The sequence below is a fragment of the Pectobacterium parvum genome, assembly GCF_020971565.1.
Lineage (GTDB): Bacteria > Pseudomonadota > Gammaproteobacteria > Enterobacterales > Enterobacteriaceae > Pectobacterium > Pectobacterium polare.
Genome location: NZ_CP087392.1, coordinates 2,741,653 through 2,760,736, shown reverse-complemented (window position 1 = coordinate 2,760,736; position 19,084 = coordinate 2,741,653). Strand labels below are relative to the sequence as shown.

Here is a 19,084-nt window from a genome sequence, read left to right as displayed (position 1 = left end):
TCTTTAATTAATCGTGTTTAAGAAAAATAATATCGTGGTTAAAACGTCAAATGGCCCAATCCGAGCCATTTGCTATGTTACTTGCGATGCAACAGGACACAAGCAGAAATCACCGGAATGGCGCGAAGTTTTCGCTCATGTGGGTGAATCTGCTGCAAAGTTGGTCAACATCTATAGGGGAAAGCCTTAACTGGCCTTTTTCACGCAGGGTAAGTCAAACGCTTTGCGTAACTCACACACGAAGTTCTGATCCTGACAGATGGTTTTTCCGGGGCTATCGGAGAGCTTTGCCACCGGTTTGCCGTTGCATTCCACCAGTTTGATGACGATATTCAGCGGTTTCACGCCGGGGATATCACACGTCAGGCGCGTGCCGATACCAAATACCAGATTCACGCGCTGCCCGAAATGACGGTACAGCGTCAGCGCTTTATCCAGATTCAGGTTGTCGGAGAAGACCAATGTTTTGCTCATCGGATCGATGATGAGGCGCTGATAATGCGCAATGGCTTTTTCGCCCCAATCGACCGGATCGCCAGAGTCGTGACGCAGCCCCTGATAGGCTTCGGCGAACGACAAATCGAAATCGCGCAGGAAGGCATCCATAGTGATGCAATCGGTCAACGCAATGCCCAAATGCGTGGGATATTCATGTAGCCACATTTGTAGCGCGGCGCGCTGGCTGTTTGCCAGTGTCGGACTAATCTGCTGATGCGCCTGAAACCACTCATGTGCCTGCGTGCCGACAGGTGTGATATCCAAACGGCGTGCCAGATCGTAATTGCTGGTGCCAATGAAATAAGGGAAATCGGCTCGTAGCGTCGTAACAATCGTCTGCTGGACATCACGAGAGAAACGCCGCCGTGTGCCGAAATCCATTAGCTTGAATTGGCTGAGATCCACATTCGCGCTGTTCTGGCGGAAGCTTTCCAGCGAGGCAGACAGCTGGGTGAACGCCTGCTCGGCCGTGACGTCGGGCGAGCGATCCCGATGCACGACTTCACTGATCACAGCCAGCAAGGGAACTTCCCACAAAATCACTTCACGCCACGGCCCGGTGATGCGGATATCCAGCTTGCCAGCATGATTCTTGATCGAAACCTGCTGTGGATTAAAACGGAAGTCCCGCAGCCAGTGGAGATAATCGGGCTGAAAGAACGGCAGAGAAGAAAGATAGGTGAACTCATCGTCACTCAATGACAAGAAACGCATCAGATCGACCTGATGGGCTATCTCATCAGCGTAAACGCCTAATAACTCATCACCGCGACAGCGAAATTCAGCCGCAACGTCGACATCATAATAGTGATGATACACCGCCTGTTGCATGTGCAGCTTGTAGGCATCGGTATCCAGCAATGAGTGCAGAATCGGGGAAGTGTGCAAAGTCATAATGCGTTACAGCATCCTTGTAAGATGCCTATCCACCATTGGGACAATCAGCAATGTTCGGTCAGTATACCTTGATTATCCGTTTATTACATTACGACAACATAGCGAGACGTGCGGGAATGAACCGCGGTACGATGATTATCCTCATTATTTTGTCGTGGTAACATTAAGATAACAGGCTTAGACTTGATCTTTGATGCTTATGACGAGGTGGAAAATTTATATGAATCAACAGCCGCAAATAAAATATCGCCATGACTACCGTGCACCGGATTACACCATTACCGACATTGCACTGGATTTCGATCTCCATGCTGAAAAAACGCACGTAAAAGCCGTTAGTCAGGTGGTGTTGCAGGGGGACGCTGGCGCGCCGTTGAAGCTGAATGGCGAAGGGCTGAAACTGATTAGCCTGAGTGTTGATGGCCAGCCGTGGACACATTACCAGCAGCAGGACGATGGCCTGATTCTGACACAATTACCCGCACGTTTCACGCTCAGCATCGAAACCGAAATCAATCCTGCCGCCAATAGCGCGTTGGAAGGGCTATACCTCTCTGGCGACGCGCTCTGTACACAGTGTGAGGCCGAAGGATTCCGCCACATTACCTATTATCTCGACCGACCAGATGTGCTGGCGAAATTCACGACGCGCATCACAGCGGATAAAGCTCGCTATCCTTATTTACTCTCTAACGGCAATCGTATTGCACAAGGAGAGCTGGAGGGCGGTCGCCACTGGATTGAATGGCAGGATCCGTTCCCGAAACCGGCTTATCTGTTCGCGCTGGTTGCTGGCGATTTTGATGTGCTTCAGGATCGCTTCACGACACGTTCTGGTCGCGATGTGGCGCTGGAGCTGTACGTTGACCGTGGCAACCTCGATCGTGCTGGCTGGGCGATGACCTCGCTGAAGAATTCGATGAAGTGGGATGAAGAGCGTTTCGGTCTGGAATACGATCTCGACATCTATATGATCGTCGCCGTTGATTTCTTCAACATGGGGGCGATGGAAAACAAAGGGCTAAACGTATTCAACTCTAAATACGTGCTGGCCAAGGCAGAAACCGCGACGGATAAAGACTATCTGAATATTGAAGCGGTGATCGGCCATGAATATTTCCACAACTGGACGGGTAACCGCGTCACCTGCCGCGACTGGTTCCAGCTTAGCCTGAAAGAAGGGCTGACGGTATTCCGCGATCAGGAGTTCAGCTCCGATTTGGGTTCGCGCCCGGTGAACCGTATTGATAACGTGCGCGTGATGCGCGGTGCGCAGTTTGCTGAAGATGCCAGCCCGATGTCGCATCCGATTCGTCCTGATCAGGTGATCGAGATGAATAACTTCTACACGTTGACGGTCTATGAAAAGGGATCGGAAGTGATCCGCATGATGCACACCTTATTAGGTGAAGAAGGCTTCCAGGCCGGTATTCGCCTGTATTTTGAGCGTCACGATGGCAGCGCAGCGACCTGTGATGATTTTGTGCTGGCGATGGAAGATGCTTCCGGTGTCGATCTCACGCAGTTCCGCCGCTGGTATAGCCAGTCGGGCACGCCGGTGCTGACCGTGCGTGATGATTACGATCCGCAGACGCAACAATATCTGCTGAGCGTGAGCCAGATGACCCCAGTCGGTGCCGACAAACAGCAGAAGCTGCCGCTGCACATTCCGTTGGATATCGAACTGTACGATCCGCAAGGGCAGGTTATTCCGCTACAGAAAGACGGCCAACTGTTGGCGTCGGTGCTTAATGTGACCGAATCTGAACAGACGTTCATTTTCGATCAGGTGCCTTGCCGTCCGATTCCTTCTTTATTACGTGAGTTCTCTGCACCGGTAAAACTGAACTATGCGTGGAGCGATGAGCAACTGACATTCCTGATGCGCCACGCCAGCAATGCGTTCTCGCGTTGGGATGCTGCACAGAGCCTGCTGGCTAACTATATCCGTCTGAACGTTTCCCGCTATCAGCAGAAACAGCCGCTTTCCGTGCCGATGCACGTTGTTGATGCTTTCCGTGGCGTGTTGCTGGATGAAAAGCTGGATCCGATGCTGGCTTCTCAGATTCTGACATTGCCGAGCGAAAATGAGATTGCCGAGCTGTTTGACATCATCGATCCGACGGCGATCGCTGCCGTGCGTGAGAGCATGACGCGTACGATGGCGAAAGAGATGGCGGATGAGTGGCTGGCGGTATACCACGCGAATCACGCGCCGCAATATCGTATCGAACACGCGGATATGGGCAAACGTGCGCTGCGCAACGTCTGCCTGCATTATCTGGCATTCAACGATGCCGATCAGGCGGATAAACTGGTGCAAGCGCAGTTCCGTCAGGCGGATAACATGACAGATTTGCTGGCGGCGCTGTCGGCGGCGGTTGAGGCTCAGTTGCCGGTGCGTGATGAACTACTGACGCAGTTTGATAACCGCTGGCATCAGGATGGCTTGGTCATGGATAAGTGGTTTGTACTGCAAGCCACCAGCCCAGCAGCCGATGTGTTGACCCGCGTGCGCGAGCTGCTACAACACCGTTCATTCAGCCTGAACAACCCTAACCGCTTGCGTTCGCTGGTGGGAGCGTTTGCGGCCGCTAATCCGTCGGCGTTCCATGCCGAAGACGGCAGCGGCTATCGCTTCCTGACAGAGATCCTGAGCGACTTGAACACCCGTAACCCGCAGGTTGCGGCGCGGGTGATCGAACCATTGATCCGTTTGAAACGCTATGATGCTAAACGTCAGGCGCAAATGCGTCAGGCGCTGGAGCAACTGAAGACGTTGGAAAATCTGTCTGGCGATCTGTTCGAGAAAATCAGCAAGGCACTGCAAGACTAATCCTGCCACAGTAATTCTTCTGTCACACGCGGTAGCTTGCCGCGTGTGACATTCTCCCTCGCGCTAATTTCTTACTTCCGCAAACGTTTTACTTTCCGCAGAGATGGCACTACCATCACCGACCGTGAGTTAAACCGTAATCCACTATTGCTTACTTCCAGCGTAAGCAAGATACCTTTGCGATAGGGATCTCAGGAGACAATATGTTCTATCCCGTTATCAAAAAAGCCCTGTTTCAGCTCGATCCAGAGCGTGCACATGAGCTGACCTTCCAACAATTACGCCGTATTACCAACACGCCTTTTGAATTTCTCGTCCGCCAATCTGTTCCTACTAAACCGGTTACCTGCATGGGGTTATCTTTTAAAAACCCACTTGGTCTAGCGGCGGGATTAGATAAAGACGGCGAATGTATCGATGCGTTAGGCGCAATGGGATTTGGTTTTATTGAAGTGGGGACGGTAACGCCGCGTCCACAATCCGGTAATGATAAACCGAGATTATTCCGTGTAGTGGAAGCGGAAGGATTGATCAACCGGATGGGTTTCAATAATAAAGGCGTGGATTATCTGGTCGAGAATGTAAAGAAAACACGCTTTGGCGGCGTATTAGGGATCAACATCGGCAAGAATAAAGATACGCCGGTTGAGCAAGGTAAAGACGATTATTTGATCTGCATGAATAAGGTCTATCCTCACGCAGGCTATATTGCGATCAATATTTCGTCACCGAATACGCCTGGATTACGCAACCTGCAATATGGTGAAGCGCTGGACGATCTTTTGCTGGCGATAAAGAACAAGCAGACGGAATTAAAAGATAAGCATCAGAAATATGTTCCCGTGGCGGTGAAGATCGCGCCGGATCTTTCTGAAGAAGAATTGATCCAAATTGCCGACAGTTTGGTTCGCCATAACATCGACGGGGTGATTGCCACCAATACGACGCTCGACAGAAAACTGATTCAGGGATTAAACCACTGCGGGCAAACCGGAGGATTAAGTGGGCGTCCTTTGCAGACAAGCAGCACGGAAATTATCCGCCGTTTGTCACAGGAATTAGCAGGGCGTTTACCAATTATTGGCGTTGGCGGAATTGATTCTTTGGTTGCCGCACGCGAAAAAATGGCGGCTGGTGCGTCGCTGGTACAGATATATTCAGGCTTTATTTTCCACGGTCCTCGCTTGATTAAAGATATCGTTACACATATTTAATCCGAAATGCCTTTCATTTTTAGCTGGGGGTTTATTTATCCCCCCAGCTAGTCTATATTTTATCCGTTTGCGTAAATAATCTATCAACCGATGTCTGATCGTCTTACCGCAACGTTTATGACGATGAACGATTATTGCAATGTGAGAAAACACAATCAGCCATTTCTGATATTTCTACTGTGAAGGCGAAGGGTAAATAATATGAAGTTAAAACCTGACGATAACTGGCGCTGGTATTTTGATACCGAACACGATCGCCTGATGTTGGATTTGGCTAACGGCATGTTATTCCGTTCTCGTTTTCCATCTAAAATGCTAACGCCGGATGCATTTAATGAATGTGCATTCTGTGTTGACGATGCTGCGCTATTTTTTACCTATAACGACAAATGTCAGAAAGCGGCGCTGCATCGTGACCTTCAAGGCGAATTAGTTCTGAATGCGTTGGTCGCAAGCCGATTCTTAAAACCGCTTATGCCAAAAAGCTGGCACTTCATCCAACAGCCGGATGCCGTAACGTATTCGCCGCAGGCGGGTGATGTTGTACAGGTACAGCTCACTGAAACCCATGAAACGGCCTGTTTTCTGGTGGCGGAAGCAGGGGATAAAGCCTGTCTCTGTCTGCTGGCGCAAGAACAACTGTCATTAAGTGGAAAGACCATGGGGCTGGGCGACGCCATAAAAATCATGCACGACAGGCTAATGCCTGCCGTCGTTCAGAATAGAGCTGAGTGGGAAACCGCGTTGGGTGAAGGCACGTCGGCATTTGAGTACGCCAAGGTCGTCTAAACCCCGTCATACTTTAAGCTGCATACGTGCTGGCTTTTCTTCGACTATTGCAGATGCTTTTCTATTGCAAATGCAGGTCACTCTGCGGAATACAGCTACAGCTAAGAATCTCGCCGTTTTCCCTGATGGCACTTTGCTTCAGTGCGGAGACCTCTCCGCTGACTAACGTCAATTTACAGCAACCGCACAGTCCTGCCCGACAAGAATAGGGGATTCGAATACCCTGTTGCTCCAACTGTTCCAGTAAAATCTGCTGATTATTCCCTTGTAACGATTTTCCCTGATAGTGGATGGTGACGGCCTGTTCGCTTTTTTCGGGAACGACAAGGCTTTCGACTACCTGACCGGAACCATAAGGACGCGGCGGTTTGGTTGCTAACACTTCCAATGTGTCGCCCACGCGAATGATGCCCGTATTTCTGGCGACCAGATTTTGCCCAAAATCAACGTCGCCGTTCTCGGCTGTACGGAAAGATTGCAGCGTTGCCAGTGGTTCTCCTGACGGATGCTTACGGCCACGTTCGATGCTGACGGTGGTGAAAATGCAGCGGCTACAGGGTTTGACGACGTCAAAAATAACCTCGCCAATCCGAATGGTCTTCCAACTGTCTTCGGCAAAGGCTTCCGCGCCTGTTACGACCAAATTGGGACGGAATTGTTCGATTTTAATGCCGGCGGAACAGCGCTGGCGTAGCGCCTGAAATGAGGCATCATTAATTAACAGGAACGGATAGCCGTCGGCAAATGCTAAAGGAACGTCTGGATAATGCTTCACTCGCCGCGATGGCTCATTGCCCACCCAGCGAAGCTGTACGGCACGCTGAAAATAGTGGCTTAACCAGACATTGATGGCTTCAGGGGCGACGAGTGCCGTAAAGTGTGTCCCCCAGACTTCTGTCGGCTGAGGTGTTTCGGTGAAGTCGGCAAAACGTATCGTGGCCGTTTGACCATCCGGCGCAGCAATAAACAGTCCATCGGGTAACAAGGCGGGGGTAAATAGCACCATCTGCGGATACTGGCGGGCAGTAATAAATGTGCCATCCGATTCGGTAATCATGAAGGCACGATCGTTCGCCAAACCGCTGACAGACGCCATTGCGTGGGACAGCTGTAGCCCCCGCATCGATTTTACCGGATGAATATAAAGCCGCGTTACGCCAATCACTGACCTGTTCCTTGCCAAAGTAAAACGGCAACTTTATGACAAGCGTCTCGGATTAGCTATAATGCGCCTCAATTTCTTTTATGAATCTATTTTTTGGTGATAGTGACGACATGAATGCTTTGTTTGCCAGTACGGCGCGGGGATTGGAAGAATTATTAAAAAGCGAACTCGAATCATTGGGTGCGCAGTCCTGTGCGGTTGTGCAGGGCGGTGTCCATTTTGAGGGTGACAATCGCCTGCTGTACCAGAGCCTGCTGTGGAGCCGTCTGGCATCGCGCATTCTGCTGCCGCTGAATGAATTCAAGGTACACAGCGATCTGGATTTGTATCTGGGCGTGCAGGCGATTGACTGGTCAACGATCTTCAGTATCGATAAAACCTTTGCCGTGCATTTTACCGGTACCAATGAAGATATCCGCAACAGCCAGTACGGCGCGTTAAAAGTCAAAGATGCGATTGTGGATAGCTTCACGCGCAAAACTGGGCAGCGGCCTGATGTGGCGAAACAGCAGCCGGATATTCGTGTTAACGTCTTTTTACAGCGTGATATGGCCAGCGTGTCGTTGGATTTAAGCGGTGATGGCTTACATCAGCGTGGTTACCGCGATCTGGCCGGACTGGCGCCGCTAAAAGAGAACTTGGCGGCGGCGATTGTATTGCGCTCCGGCTGGCAGAGCGGCACGCCGCTGGTCGATCCAATGTGTGGTTCCGGTACCTTGCTGATCGAAGCCGCAATGATCGCGTCCGATCGCGCGCCGGGTTTGCATCGTACGCACTGGGGATTTAACGCCTGGTTAAAACACGATGCCGAACTGTGGCGTGAAGTGACGTCGGAAGCACAGCAGCGGGCTAGCCAAGGTTTGCAGACGACGACGTCGCGTTTCTTCGGGTCGGATAACGACCGTCGAGTGATCGAGATCGCCAAAGCGAATGCGCGTCGCGCAGGCGTGGCCGAACTGATTTCTTTCGACGTGAGGGATGCCGCACAGCTAAAAAATCCACTGCCGGAAGGCCCGAAAGGCACGGTTGTCAGCAACCCGCCTTACGGTGAGCGTTTGGAAAGTGAACCCGCGCTGATCGCCCTGCATAATATGCTGGGTCGTAAGATGAAAAGCGACTTTGGTGGCTGGCAGCTCTCGCTGTTTAGCGCATCGCCGGAGCTGCTGAGCTGTCTGCAACTGCGTGCTGAGCGCCAGTTCAAAGCGAAAAATGGCCCACTGGACTGCGTACAGAAGAACTATCAACTGGCGGAAACGCAGGGTGAATCTGCGGGGCAAATCGCGGAAGACTTTGCCAACCGTCTGCGCAAGAACCTGCGCAAGCTGGAGAAGTGGGCGAAGCAGCAGGGGATTGAGTGCTATCGCATTTATGATGCTGACTTGCCTGAATATAATGTGGCGGTTGACCGCTACGGCAGTTGGGTCGTCGTACAAGAGTATGCGCCGCCGAAAACCATTGATGCGCAAAAAGCCCGTCAGCGCCTGTTTGATGTGATCAACGCGACGCTGAGCGTGCTGGAATTACCGTCGAACCGTTTGGTGCTGAAAACGCGTGAACGTCAGAAAGGGAAAAACCAGTACGAGAAGCTGGCGCAGAAAGGCGATTTCCTGCTGATGGAAGAGTTTGGTGCCAAACTGTGGGTCAACCTGACTGACTACCTCGATACCGGTCTATTCCTCGACCACCGTATCGCCCGCAAAATGCTGGGTGAGATGAGCCGTGGCAAAGATTTTCTTAACCTGTTTGCCTACACTGGCACGGCGAGTGTGCATGCTGGACTGGGCGGCGCACGTTCAACGACCACCGTTGATATGTCACGCACCTATCTGGAATGGGCAGAGAAAAACCTGCGGGTAAATGGCCTGACCGGGCGTCAGCACCGTCTGATCCAAGCCGATTGCCTGTCATGGTTACATAACGGCCATGAGCAATTTGATGTGATCTTCATTGACCCGCCGACCTTCTCTAACTCAAAACGGATGGAAGAGTCGTTTGATGTTCAGCGCGATCATTTGGCGCTGATGAAAGATCTCAAACGCCTGCTGCGTCGTGGCGGCACCATCATGTTCTCGAACAATAAACGCGGCTTCCAGATGGATACCGCTGGTCTGACTGCGCTGGGGCTGAACGCCAAAGAAATTACCGCACAGACTCAATCGCAGGATTTTGCCCGTAATCGTCAAATTCATAACTGCTGGCTGCTAACGCATGCCGGTGAGGAAAAGTAACCGATGTCTTTAATCAGTGTTTCAGGTGCGTGGCTGTCGTTCAGCGATGCGCCGCTGTTGGATAACACCGAACTCCATATCGAAGAGAATGAGCGCGTTTGTCTGGTTGGCCGTAATGGCGCGGGCAAATCGACCCTGCTGAAAATTCTGGCCAAAGAGATCCCGCTGGATGATGGCCGTATCACCTATGAACAGGATTTGATTGTCGCGCGCCTGCAACAGGATCCCCCGCGTGATGTTGCTGGTAGCGTCTTTGATTTTGTTGCTGAAGGGGTCGCCGCACAGGCGGATCACCTGAAAAACTATCATGCCATGCTGCGTTTGGTAGAAAGCGATCCGAGTGAAAAGAACCTGAATCAACTGGCTAAGTTGCAGGACGTTTTGGAGCATCAGGGCCTGTGGCAACTGGAAAGCCGTATTCACGAGGTGCTGGAACAGCTTGGTCTGTCCGCCGATGCACCGCTGGCTTCGCTTTCCGGTGGCTGGCTGCGTAAAGCTGCACTCGGCAGAGCGCTGGTGAGTTCGCCGCGCGTGCTGCTGCTGGATGAACCAACTAACCATCTGGATATTGAGACGATTGACTGGCTGGAAACCTTCCTGAAAACGTTCCAAGGCAGCATTGTGTTTATCTCCCATGACCGCTCGTTTATTCGCAATATGGCGACCCGCATTGTCGACCTCGATCGCGGAAAACTGGTTTCCTGGCCGGGTAACTACGAAAAATATCTGGAAGGGAAAGAAGAAGCGCTGCGGGTGGAAGATCTGCAAAATGCAGAGTTCGATCGCAAGCTGGCGCAGGAAGAAGTGTGGATCCGTCAGGGCATCAAAGCGCGTCGTACCCGTAATGAAGGCCGCGTACGAGCGCTGAAAGCCATGCGTCAGGATCGCGCGCAGCGCCGTGAAGTGATGGGCTCGGCGAAAATGCAGGTTGAAGAAGCTGCCCGCTCCGGCAAGATTGTGTTTGAGCTGGAAGAGGTAAGCTATCAGGTTGACAATAAAGTGCTGACGAGTAATTTCTCCGCTCAGGTACAACGTGGCGATAAGATTGCGTTAGTCGGGCCGAATGGCTGCGGTAAAACCACGCTGCTAAAATTAATGCTGGGTGGGTTAGAGCCGATCAGCGGACGCGTACACTGTGGCACGAAGCTGGAAGTTGCCTATTTCGATCAACACCGTGCTGAACTCGATCCAGAACGTACGGTGATGGACAACTTGGCAGAAGGTAAACAGGAAGTGATGGTCAACGGCCGTTCACGTCATGTGCTGGGCTATTTGCAGGACTTCCTGTTCCATCCGAAACGCGCCATGACGCCAGTAAAAGCGTTGTCGGGCGGGGAGCGTAACCGCCTGCTGTTGGCGCGTTTGTTCCTCAAACCCAGTAACCTGTTGATTCTCGATGAACCGACCAACGATCTGGATGTGGAAACGCTGGAATTGCTGGAAGAGTTAATCGAAAGCTATCAGGGAACGGTTCTGCTGGTTAGCCACGATCGTCAGTTCGTTGATAATTCGGTTACCGAATGCTGGATCTTTGAAGGCGAGGGCAAGATTTCTCGCTTTGTCGGCGGGTATTTTGATGCGCAACAGCAGCGTGCAACGGCGACACCACTACGGACGACGGCTGCATCGGCGGTAACTGCGCCAACGACGGCGGCGAACACCGCACCGTCCGCTAAACGAAGCACGGGGAAATTAAGTTATAACCAGCAGCGCGAATTAGACCAATTGCCGCAGCGTCTTGAGCAACTGGAGCAGGAAATTGCGTCGCTGCAAGCGCAAATGAATGACGCCAATTTCTTTAACCGCCCACGCGAAGAGACGCAACAGGTCTTAAGCGCGCTGGCGGAAGCGGAAAGTGCGCTGGAAACTTGTTTCGAACGTTGGGAAGAGCTGGAAGCCCAGAAAAACGGCTAATCCACTTGGTTGTATGACGCCATCAATATGGGTGTAATATCCCGTATTGATGGGGTTTTCAGTCAGAAGCTGACGAATTTTGAAGGAGAGAACGTGTGTGTTCCCATCACGATCGGCATGACTGTAATCTTCAACACGAGCATCACCATGATGACTATATGCTTTGCCCGCAGTGCGACCTGCTGGTGGAGTTACCTGAGCTGTCACGCGGCCAGAAAGCGGCCTGCCCACGCTGTAAAACCACGCTAACCAACCACCAGACGGAACCGCGTAAACGGCCAGTTGGCTACGCGGTGAGCGCGCTGGTCATGCTATTGCTGGCAAACCTCTTCCCCTTCGTTTCTATGCGTGTAGCGGGAATCACCAGCGAAATTACCCTGATACAAATTCCTAAAGTGATGGTGGCGGAAAACTACGCCAGCGTCGCGACGCTGTTTATGCTGTTTGTTCAACTGATTCCAGCTTTCAGTATGGCGACCCTCATTCTGCTTTGCCTACACGCTTCGCTGCCGCTGGCATTGAAAAAAAACATGGGCAAAATGCTGTTCCACCTCAAAAGCTGGGGTATGGCAGAGATTTTTCTGGCTGGCGTGCTGGTCAGCTTTGTCAAACTGATGGCCTATGGTGATATCGGCATCGGCACCAGTTTTATGCCTTTTGTTCTGTTCTGTCTGCTACAGCTGCTGGCCTTCCAAAGCCTCGACCGCCGCTGGTTGTGGAATGATATTGTGCCGCCCCCCGCGCTGCCTGCGCCACCGGTTCTGGGACAAAGCGGGCTATCGCAAGGCCTGCGTTCATGCACATGTTGCACCGCTATTCTGCCAGCCAACCAGTTAATCTGCCCGCGCTGCCACTCACGCGGACATGCCCGTAAGAAGCACAGCCTGCAATGGACGCTGGCCCTGCTGATTACCTCCATCATGCTGTATATCCCCTCGAATCTGATGCCGATCATGGTGACAGAAGCCCTCGGCGATCGCATGGGATCGACGATTATGTCGGGCGTTATCCTGCTGTGGGGAATGGGGTCTTATCCCGTCGCGCTGGTGATTTTTATCGCCAGCGTCATGGTGCCATCGCTAAAAATGCTGGCGTTAGGCTGGCTTTGTTGGCAAGCCAATCGCAAAACCAAGAAAACGGAAGACAGCGAGCGGATGCATGTCATTTATGAGATGGTTGAGTTTGTTGGACGCTGGTCGATGATTGATGTGTTCGTTATTGCCGTCCTGTCTGCGATGGTGCGTATCGGTCGCCTGATGAGTATTTATCCCGCCGTTGGGGCGGTGTTGTTCGCGGCCGTGGTGATTCTGACCATGTTTGCCGCGATGATGTTTGATCCCCGCTTGTTGTGGGATCGTCGCGATGATGTTCTTCATAAGGAGCCTGCCGTTGGCGAAAGATAACCATGCCATTGCGGATGTAGAAACGATTAAACGCTGGTCGCCGGTCTGGATTGTGCCGATTGTCACAGTGCTGATCGGTGCCTGGATACTGTTTTACCATTTCAGCCATCAGGGGCCGCAAATTACGCTGATTACCAGCAACGCAGAAGGCATTGAAGCGGGAAAAACTGCCATCAAGAGTCGTAGCGTAGACGTTGGGATCGTAGAGAGTGTTGTGCTGAGTGACGATCTCCATCGGGTGGAGATCAAAGCACGCCTGCATGACGGTATGGATAAATTGCTCAAGCAGGACTCCGCTTTCTGGGTGGTGAAGCCGCAAATTGGCCGCGAAGGGGTGTCCGGTTTGGGGACGCTCTTATCCGGCGCTTACATTGAGCTACAGCCCGGTGCCAGTAAAGATGATAAACGTGAGTTTACTCTGCTGGATGCGCCGCCGCTGGCCTCACCGGATGCGAAAGGCATCAGGGTGATATTAGACAGTGAGCAATCCGGGCAGCTGAATGCGGGCGATCCGGTCCTGTTCCGCGGTTATCGGGTAGGATCGGTGGAAACCAGCGAATTCGATCCGAAAGCGCGCAAAATGCGTTATCAGCTGTTTATCTCTGCGCCGTATGACGGTCTGGTCACCAGCAATGTTCGTTTCTGGAAAGACAGCGGTGTTGCGTTCGATATGTCGGCGCAGGGCATGCGTGTCGAAATGGGCTCGCTGACTACGCTATTCAGCGGCGGCGTCAGCTTTGATGTTCCCGCTGGATGGGAGCTGGGCGATGCGGCCAAGACAATGGCGCAGTACCGACTGTTTGATAACCAACGCAGTATTCAGGACTCGCTATACACCGAATATAAAGAGTATCTGCTGTTCTTTAGCGAATCGATCCGTGGTTTGCAGGCGGGGGCACCGGTTGAATTCCGGGGTATTCGGCTGGGAACGGTTGCTGAAGCACCGTTTTTCCCACGCAATATGAAGCAGGAACTGGATGATGATTATCGCATTCCGGTGCTGATTCGTATTGAACCCGATCGGTTCGAGAAAAAGATTGGCGGCTCGTTCGACTTTGAACAACATCTGCAGCAAGCCCAGTCTCTGGGGCTGCGCGCGTCGATGAAGTCGGCTAACCTCCTGACGGGCGCGCTCTATATCGATCTCGATTTTTATCCAAAAGAGAAAGTGGATAAACGGCTGTTCGTTCTGGATGGCTACCCGGTTCTGCCCACCATTGACGGTGGCCTGTCACAGATTCAGCAGAAGCTGATGGCGGTGCTGGATAAGGTGAATAACCTGCCGCTGAACCCGATGGTCAATGAAGCAACGAAGACGCTGACGGAAAGTCAGGCAACGCTGCGTGAAATGCAAAAAACGCTGGCGACGCTGAACAAGCTGACGTCTAGCAAAGCGATGCAGGATCTGCCGGAAGATATGCAAAAAACGTTGCTTGAGTTGAATCGCAGCATGAAAGGCTTCCAGCCCGGTTCACCGGCGTATAACAAGATGGTGGCGGACATGCAGCGCTTGGATCAGGTGCTGAGGGAGCTACAGCCTGTGCTGCGTACCTTGAACGAGAAAAGTAATGCGTTGGTCTTTGAGGCCTCGGGTAGTCAGGATCCTCAGCCGAAGAGGGCAAAATAATGATGAAAACATGGACACTGGTTCTGGCTTTGGTATTGAGCGCGTGCAGCAGTAGCAATACGCAAAAAACGTACTATCAGTTGCCGACAATCGCAGAGACCAATACGACGCAGACAGCGGTGACTCAGGGCTATCCGCTATGGGTTGAACATGTCAGCGTGGCGGATTATCTCGTCAATGCAGGCTTGGTTTATCAGACTAACGATGTGCAGTATGTCATTGCCAGTAACAACCTGTGGGCCAGCCCGTTGGATCAGCAATTACAGCAGGCGCTGGTGACTAATCTGGGGAATAAATTGCCCGGCTGGGTTGTGACCACGCAGCCGCAGGGAAGCGAACAGGCGGTGCTGAACGTGGCGGTTACGGGTTTTCACGGCCGTTATGATGGCAAGGTTATCGTCCGTGGCGAATGGATGCTGACCTATCAGGAGAAAGTGGTTAAACGCCCTTTTAGCGTGATGCTGCCACAAACAGAAGATGGTTATGACGCGCTGGTAACAACGCTGGCGCAAGGCTGGCAGCAGGTTTCCCAGTCGATTGCTCAGCAGGCGGGGACACTGAAATAACAATGGTTCTAAAAACCAAATCCCTAAAAATCAGGCCTCTAAAGATGTAATGCTGTGATTGCATTACGTTTTTATGGGTTTTTTATTGTTTTCAATTAGTTAGGGTTTTCTGTTTTTTAGCGGGGAAAATTCCTATTTTGGATCACAAATATGACACTGGCGTGAATTTTGCGCCTTGATCTTTGGCGACAGAATCGGTATTGATAGTCTGTGGTTGCTTATAAAGTAATCATTGTTTTCTTTCCACCAGATAAGTAATGAGGGAAACAAGGCATGAAGAGACAGAAACGCGATCGCCTGGAACGGGCTCATTCACGTGGTTATCAAGCAGGTATTGTCGGTAGACCAAAGGAATTTTGTCCTTATCAATCAATTAATGCTCGGTCTTACTGGTTGGGAGGTTGGCGAAAAGCCATGGAGGACAGGGCTGTTACCGCTTAGCGCGCCTTGTCATTAAAGGGAACGCCTCCGCTTTTGCGGAGGCTTTTGTTTTTAGGGGCTAAATGCCCGATTCTGCTTCTCTCTGTTCAATCGATACAGCGTTCAATACGATCGATACACGTCCTCAACAACTATATGGCCTCTCACAACGATCCAGAGCGTTGTTACTTCTGTAACGTTATTTACCTATTAATTTCGATTTCGATCATTTTGATCATTTCTTTATTCGTTATTGCTCGATATTGATTTTAAATTGAGCGATTTAGGTAATTATTCATTATTTTTTGTTAAAAAATCTATCATTACTACCTGGATGGTATGGCTCAAGGCGGCAATGTAGTGTAGTTTTTTGCTCGGAATTTTCTGAAAAGCGGTTAGAGAGAAGAATATCGTGAAATTACGAACCAGAATTGCACTGCTGTGCAGTACGACCTTGTTAGGGATGTTAATTTTATCTGCGGTGGCGCTGAATACGCTCTATAACACGATGATGAGCGAACGCACCGGTCAGCTTTCTACGCTGGTTCAACTGGCTCACGCGGCAGCTCAAAAGGCATATGACCTTGAGAAAAGCGGTCAGCTGTCACGCGAGGAAGCAGAGAAAGAGGCCAAACGGGCGATTGGCAGTTTCCATCAGGACGATCGCTATTTCTTCGTGCGCGGTTATACGAATGATGTGAACTACGTTCACCCTAACCCTAAACGCATTGGCATCATCGACGCCAATGGTGGTAAAGAAGCGGGGGAGCGCTACCGCGCGTCGCTTCAAGGCAATACGATTGGCACGGTGATCGCGGAAGGGACACGTCCGGGGCAGCAGAATAAAGTTGAGAAGCTTTATGCCGTCATTAAATTCGAACCTTGGGACTGGACGATTGGCTACGGTGACTATATTGACGATATCCAACAAACGTTCTGGCGCAATGCGCTGATCTTGCTGTCTTTAGGGCTGGTTCTACTGTTAATTATTTCCGCGTTTGCATGGAATATGTTGCGAACGTTGATGCGCCAGCTTGGCGGCGAGCCGCAATATGCGGTGGAGGTTGTGCGCGAAATTGCGGAAGGCAATTTGCGCGTCGATGTTGAAACGAAGCTGGGCGATCAAACCAGTATTCTTTACGCTATCCGCGCGATGCGCGATAACCTGTCGCATCTGGTTAATCAGGTTCGCAGCAGCACAAACTCCATTGCCACAGCCTCGACGCAGATAGCATCGGGTAACGGCGATTTGTCTGCTCGTACTGAATCGCAGGCCAGCGCATTAGAGCAGACGGCTGCGGCGATGGAGCAGCTGACCGCGACAGTGACACAGAATGCGGATAACGCGCGCTATGCGAATGAACTCGCGGTGTCGGCATCGGATGTCGCGGTGCGCGGTGGGGATGTTGTCAGCCGGGTCGTGATGACGATGGACTCCATCAGTACATCATCGCGTAAGATTGTGGATATTATCGGCGTTATTGACAGCATCGCTTTCCAGACGAATATTCTGGCGCTGAATGCGGCGGTAGAAGCGGCACGTGCCGGAGAACAAGGCCGCGGCTTCGCAGTAGTCGCGAGTGAAGTCCGCACGCTAGCGCAGCGCTCTGCATCCGCCGCTCGGGAAATTAAAGGCTTGATTGATGACTCTGTTGCCAAGGTGGGTGAGGGCACGGATTTCGTGAAGCAGGCTGGCGATACCATGAGTGAAGTGGTTGAAAGCGTGCACCGCGTCACGTCCATGATGGGCGAGATCAGCGTGGCGAGTGCAGAACAGCGTTCGGGTATTGAACAGGTCAATCTCGCGATATCGCAGATGGATCAGAGTACCGAACAGAATGCTGCACTGGTTGAAGAAGCACTGGCTGCGGCGAGATCGCTGAATGAGCAGGCACAGGATTTGTCACGCACCGTTGAACAGTTCCGCGTCGATGAGTCTGCGGGCAGTTATCTGGCGCTAGGGGAAAGATAATCTACGCTTAATCGTGCTGTAGCAACGTGGTTTAACGTTTTTATAAACCACGTTGTTCATGTCATTGATATACTTTTATCGTGATTGTTTAAAAATCACTCTGAATATCTTTTCTTTTAAGGTCAGTGAGGGGCGGTTGATACTATCGATTCGGCAGATGATGTTTTTTTCCATTTCCAGTGCTTCTTGAGATGAGCGTAAACTGTAATATTCACCAACTTTAAATATTGTTATCGTCAACGTGAGTCCGACTTCCGATGCAACTAAAAGTTTAGCAATTCCGCCGCTCGCCTCTATATTTGAGTCACCTAATGTAGCCATTATCATCACTGAATAATAAACGCAATTCAGATAAGTGCTAAATATATCTTTTACATAGTCATAAAAACCAGTAAATGAATAAAAATCATAATCTAATGAAGAGTTTACCTCCCTTATTCCTGATATCATTATTTCATTTTGGTCTACTGTGGCAAGAAAAAAATAGCAGCCAGAATAAAAGGCTGCGATGGTGATAAAAAGAAATTTAAGTTCTTTTATTGATATCTTTGGGTCACTGACTCTCTTTGCTACACTGAGTAGAATGATAAACATATACACATATAAAGATAATGTCCCTAACAATAATGTGATTTTAAATAAGTTGTTTTTAGCATAAGGAATGCATAAGGAGATAATGAAGATAAATAAAATAAAAAATAAATTTTTCGAATATATTTTTTGAGAGTTTTCCATGATGATCTCGATAGTAGTTAGTGTGCTATTATTTAAAACATACCAGCAATTATATATCTTATCTTACCGATTAAAAATAGACTATTTATGCTGTGGGACTTGAACCATCTTGCCCAAAGGTTAGTTTTGGTAACCAGCATATCAGCCCTGCTGTTTTGTCAACTTTGAATTGTTAGTGGGAGATCTTGTAAGATATTGATATTTATTGAAAAATAGATTTTCTTTGGCGTATTTTAGAATTGATGTGCTTTTAAGTACCACGTGATTAAATGTCAATGTGTAGAAACATACGGTGTCAGTTTTTATTAGAGAGGTAAAAATAATTAGGAAAAGACCTTTTCTTAAAAGATCCTTGTATTTTATAAACTTTTAAATATTCCCAAGATATTTTATTTTTCTCAAAAGAAATAATATTTTATAAAATGAGGTAAGTGTCGAACTGTTATTATTTCAAGGAAATATTTTTTGTAAATTAGCTAAGTCAGCATCATAATTGGTAATACATAATTTAGAAATACTAACACCCTTATCTTTCATGCTCGCTATATACTTACTAAACGTTTCATTTATGCTAATCAAATTATTTTTTTGCATTTTTTCGGATGTTTTTGAGAGTATCCATATAGAGTTTTATTTCATCATGTAGCATATTTTCCTCTGTGTCTGAGGTGGGTTTAATAGTATATTTCCATCATTGCCAACTGTGCATTTTAGAACTATTTATAAACATACCCAACTATCATACAGTTGGGATTTAATAAAATCATATTCACTATTTTCTATTGAGAGAAGATAAATAGCATTTGCTTTTTCAATGTGT

At 50.0% G+C, this 19,084-nt stretch carries 13 protein-coding genes; 10 read left to right on the top strand and 3 right to left on the bottom strand.

The genetic code is table 11. The features are described from left to right. Window positions 1-186: 186 nt before the first annotated feature. A complete protein-coding gene (pncB, locus tag LOZ86_RS12440) occupies window positions 187-1,392 on the bottom strand; it encodes a nicotinate phosphoribosyltransferase (protein WP_039481260.1) in 1,206 nt (401 codons plus the stop codon). Window positions 1,393-1,615: 223 nt separating this feature from the next. On the opposite strand from pncB, the gene pepN reads away from it, so the two are divergent. From pepN to LOZ86_RS12425, 3 genes are all read left to right on the top strand, one after another. Continuing rightward, the gene (gene pepN, locus LOZ86_RS12435) at window positions 1,616-4,231 is read left to right on the top strand and encodes an aminopeptidase N (protein WP_039481257.1); all 2,616 of its coding nucleotides are present in this window, start codon (window positions 1,616-1,618) and stop codon (window positions 4,229-4,231) included. 203 nt (window positions 4,232-4,434) lie between these two features. Beyond that, complete coding sequence (gene pyrD / locus LOZ86_RS12430; RefSeq protein WP_039481254.1) at window positions 4,435-5,445, top strand: quinone-dependent dihydroorotate dehydrogenase; 1,011 nt, start codon at window positions 4,435-4,437, stop codon at window positions 5,443-5,445. A 201-nt stretch (window positions 5,446-5,646) separates the two neighbouring features. Next, on the top strand, window positions 5,647-6,234 hold the full coding sequence (locus LOZ86_RS12425; protein WP_010308830.1) for a cell division protein ZapC: 588 nt from the start codon (window positions 5,647-5,649) through the stop codon (window positions 6,232-6,234). 61 nt (window positions 6,235-6,295) lie between these two features. Here the strand turns inward: LOZ86_RS12425 and LOZ86_RS12420 are convergent, their stop codons facing one another. Then, a complete protein-coding gene (locus LOZ86_RS12420; RefSeq protein WP_039481251.1) occupies window positions 6,296-7,399 on the bottom strand; it encodes a YcbX family protein in 1,104 nt (367 codons plus the stop codon). A gap of 110 nt (window positions 7,400-7,509) precedes the next feature. Here LOZ86_RS12420 and rlmKL point away from each other — a divergent pair, with 110 nt between their 5' ends. From rlmKL to LOZ86_RS12385, 7 genes are all read left to right on the top strand, one after another. Beyond that, window positions 7,510-9,627, top strand: coding sequence for a bifunctional 23S rRNA (guanine(2069)-N(7))-methyltransferase RlmK/23S rRNA (guanine(2445)-N(2))-methyltransferase RlmL (gene rlmKL, locus LOZ86_RS12415; RefSeq protein WP_039481622.1), 2,118 nt, complete (start codon window positions 7,510-7,512; stop codon window positions 9,625-9,627). A 3-nt stretch (window positions 9,628-9,630) separates the two neighbouring features. Further along, entirely contained in the window at window positions 9,631-11,541 is a 1,911-nt protein-coding gene (locus LOZ86_RS12410) for an ABC transporter ATP-binding protein (RefSeq protein ID WP_039481248.1), read from the top strand. Between the two features lie 95 nt (window positions 11,542-11,636). Next, the gene (gene pqiA / locus LOZ86_RS12405; protein WP_072012339.1) at window positions 11,637-12,944 is read left to right on the top strand and encodes a membrane integrity-associated transporter subunit PqiA; all 1,308 of its coding nucleotides are present in this window, start codon (window positions 11,637-11,639) and stop codon (window positions 12,942-12,944) included. Continuing rightward, on the top strand, window positions 12,904-14,571 hold the full coding sequence (gene pqiB, locus LOZ86_RS12400) for an intermembrane transport protein PqiB (RefSeq protein WP_370828578.1): 1,668 nt from the start codon (window positions 12,904-12,906) through the stop codon (window positions 14,569-14,571). The genes pqiA and pqiB overlap by 41 nt, the downstream gene beginning before the upstream one ends. Beyond that, window positions 14,571-15,137: a membrane integrity-associated transporter subunit PqiC gene (pqiC, locus tag LOZ86_RS12395; protein ID WP_039481239.1), complete on the top strand. Its 567-nt coding sequence runs from the start codon at window positions 14,571-14,573 to the stop codon at window positions 15,135-15,137. Before pqiB ends, pqiC begins: the two co-directional genes overlap by 1 nt. Before the next feature lie 273 nt (window positions 15,138-15,410). Beyond that, on the top strand, window positions 15,411-15,578 hold the full coding sequence (gene rmf / locus LOZ86_RS12390) for a ribosome modulation factor (protein WP_010276992.1): 168 nt from the start codon (window positions 15,411-15,413) through the stop codon (window positions 15,576-15,578). 391 nt (window positions 15,579-15,969) lie between these two features. After that, complete coding sequence (locus LOZ86_RS12385; protein WP_111778496.1) at window positions 15,970-17,529, top strand: methyl-accepting chemotaxis protein; 1,560 nt, start codon at window positions 15,970-15,972, stop codon at window positions 17,527-17,529. Window positions 17,530-17,604: 75 nt separating this feature from the next. Here LOZ86_RS12385 and LOZ86_RS12380 read toward each other — a convergent pair whose 3' ends face one another. Beyond that, window positions 17,605-18,264 (bottom strand): hypothetical protein, encoded by a 660-nt coding sequence (locus LOZ86_RS12380; protein ID WP_039481233.1) that lies wholly within the window; start codon window positions 18,262-18,264, stop codon window positions 17,605-17,607. Window positions 18,265-19,084: the final 820 nt, after the last annotated feature.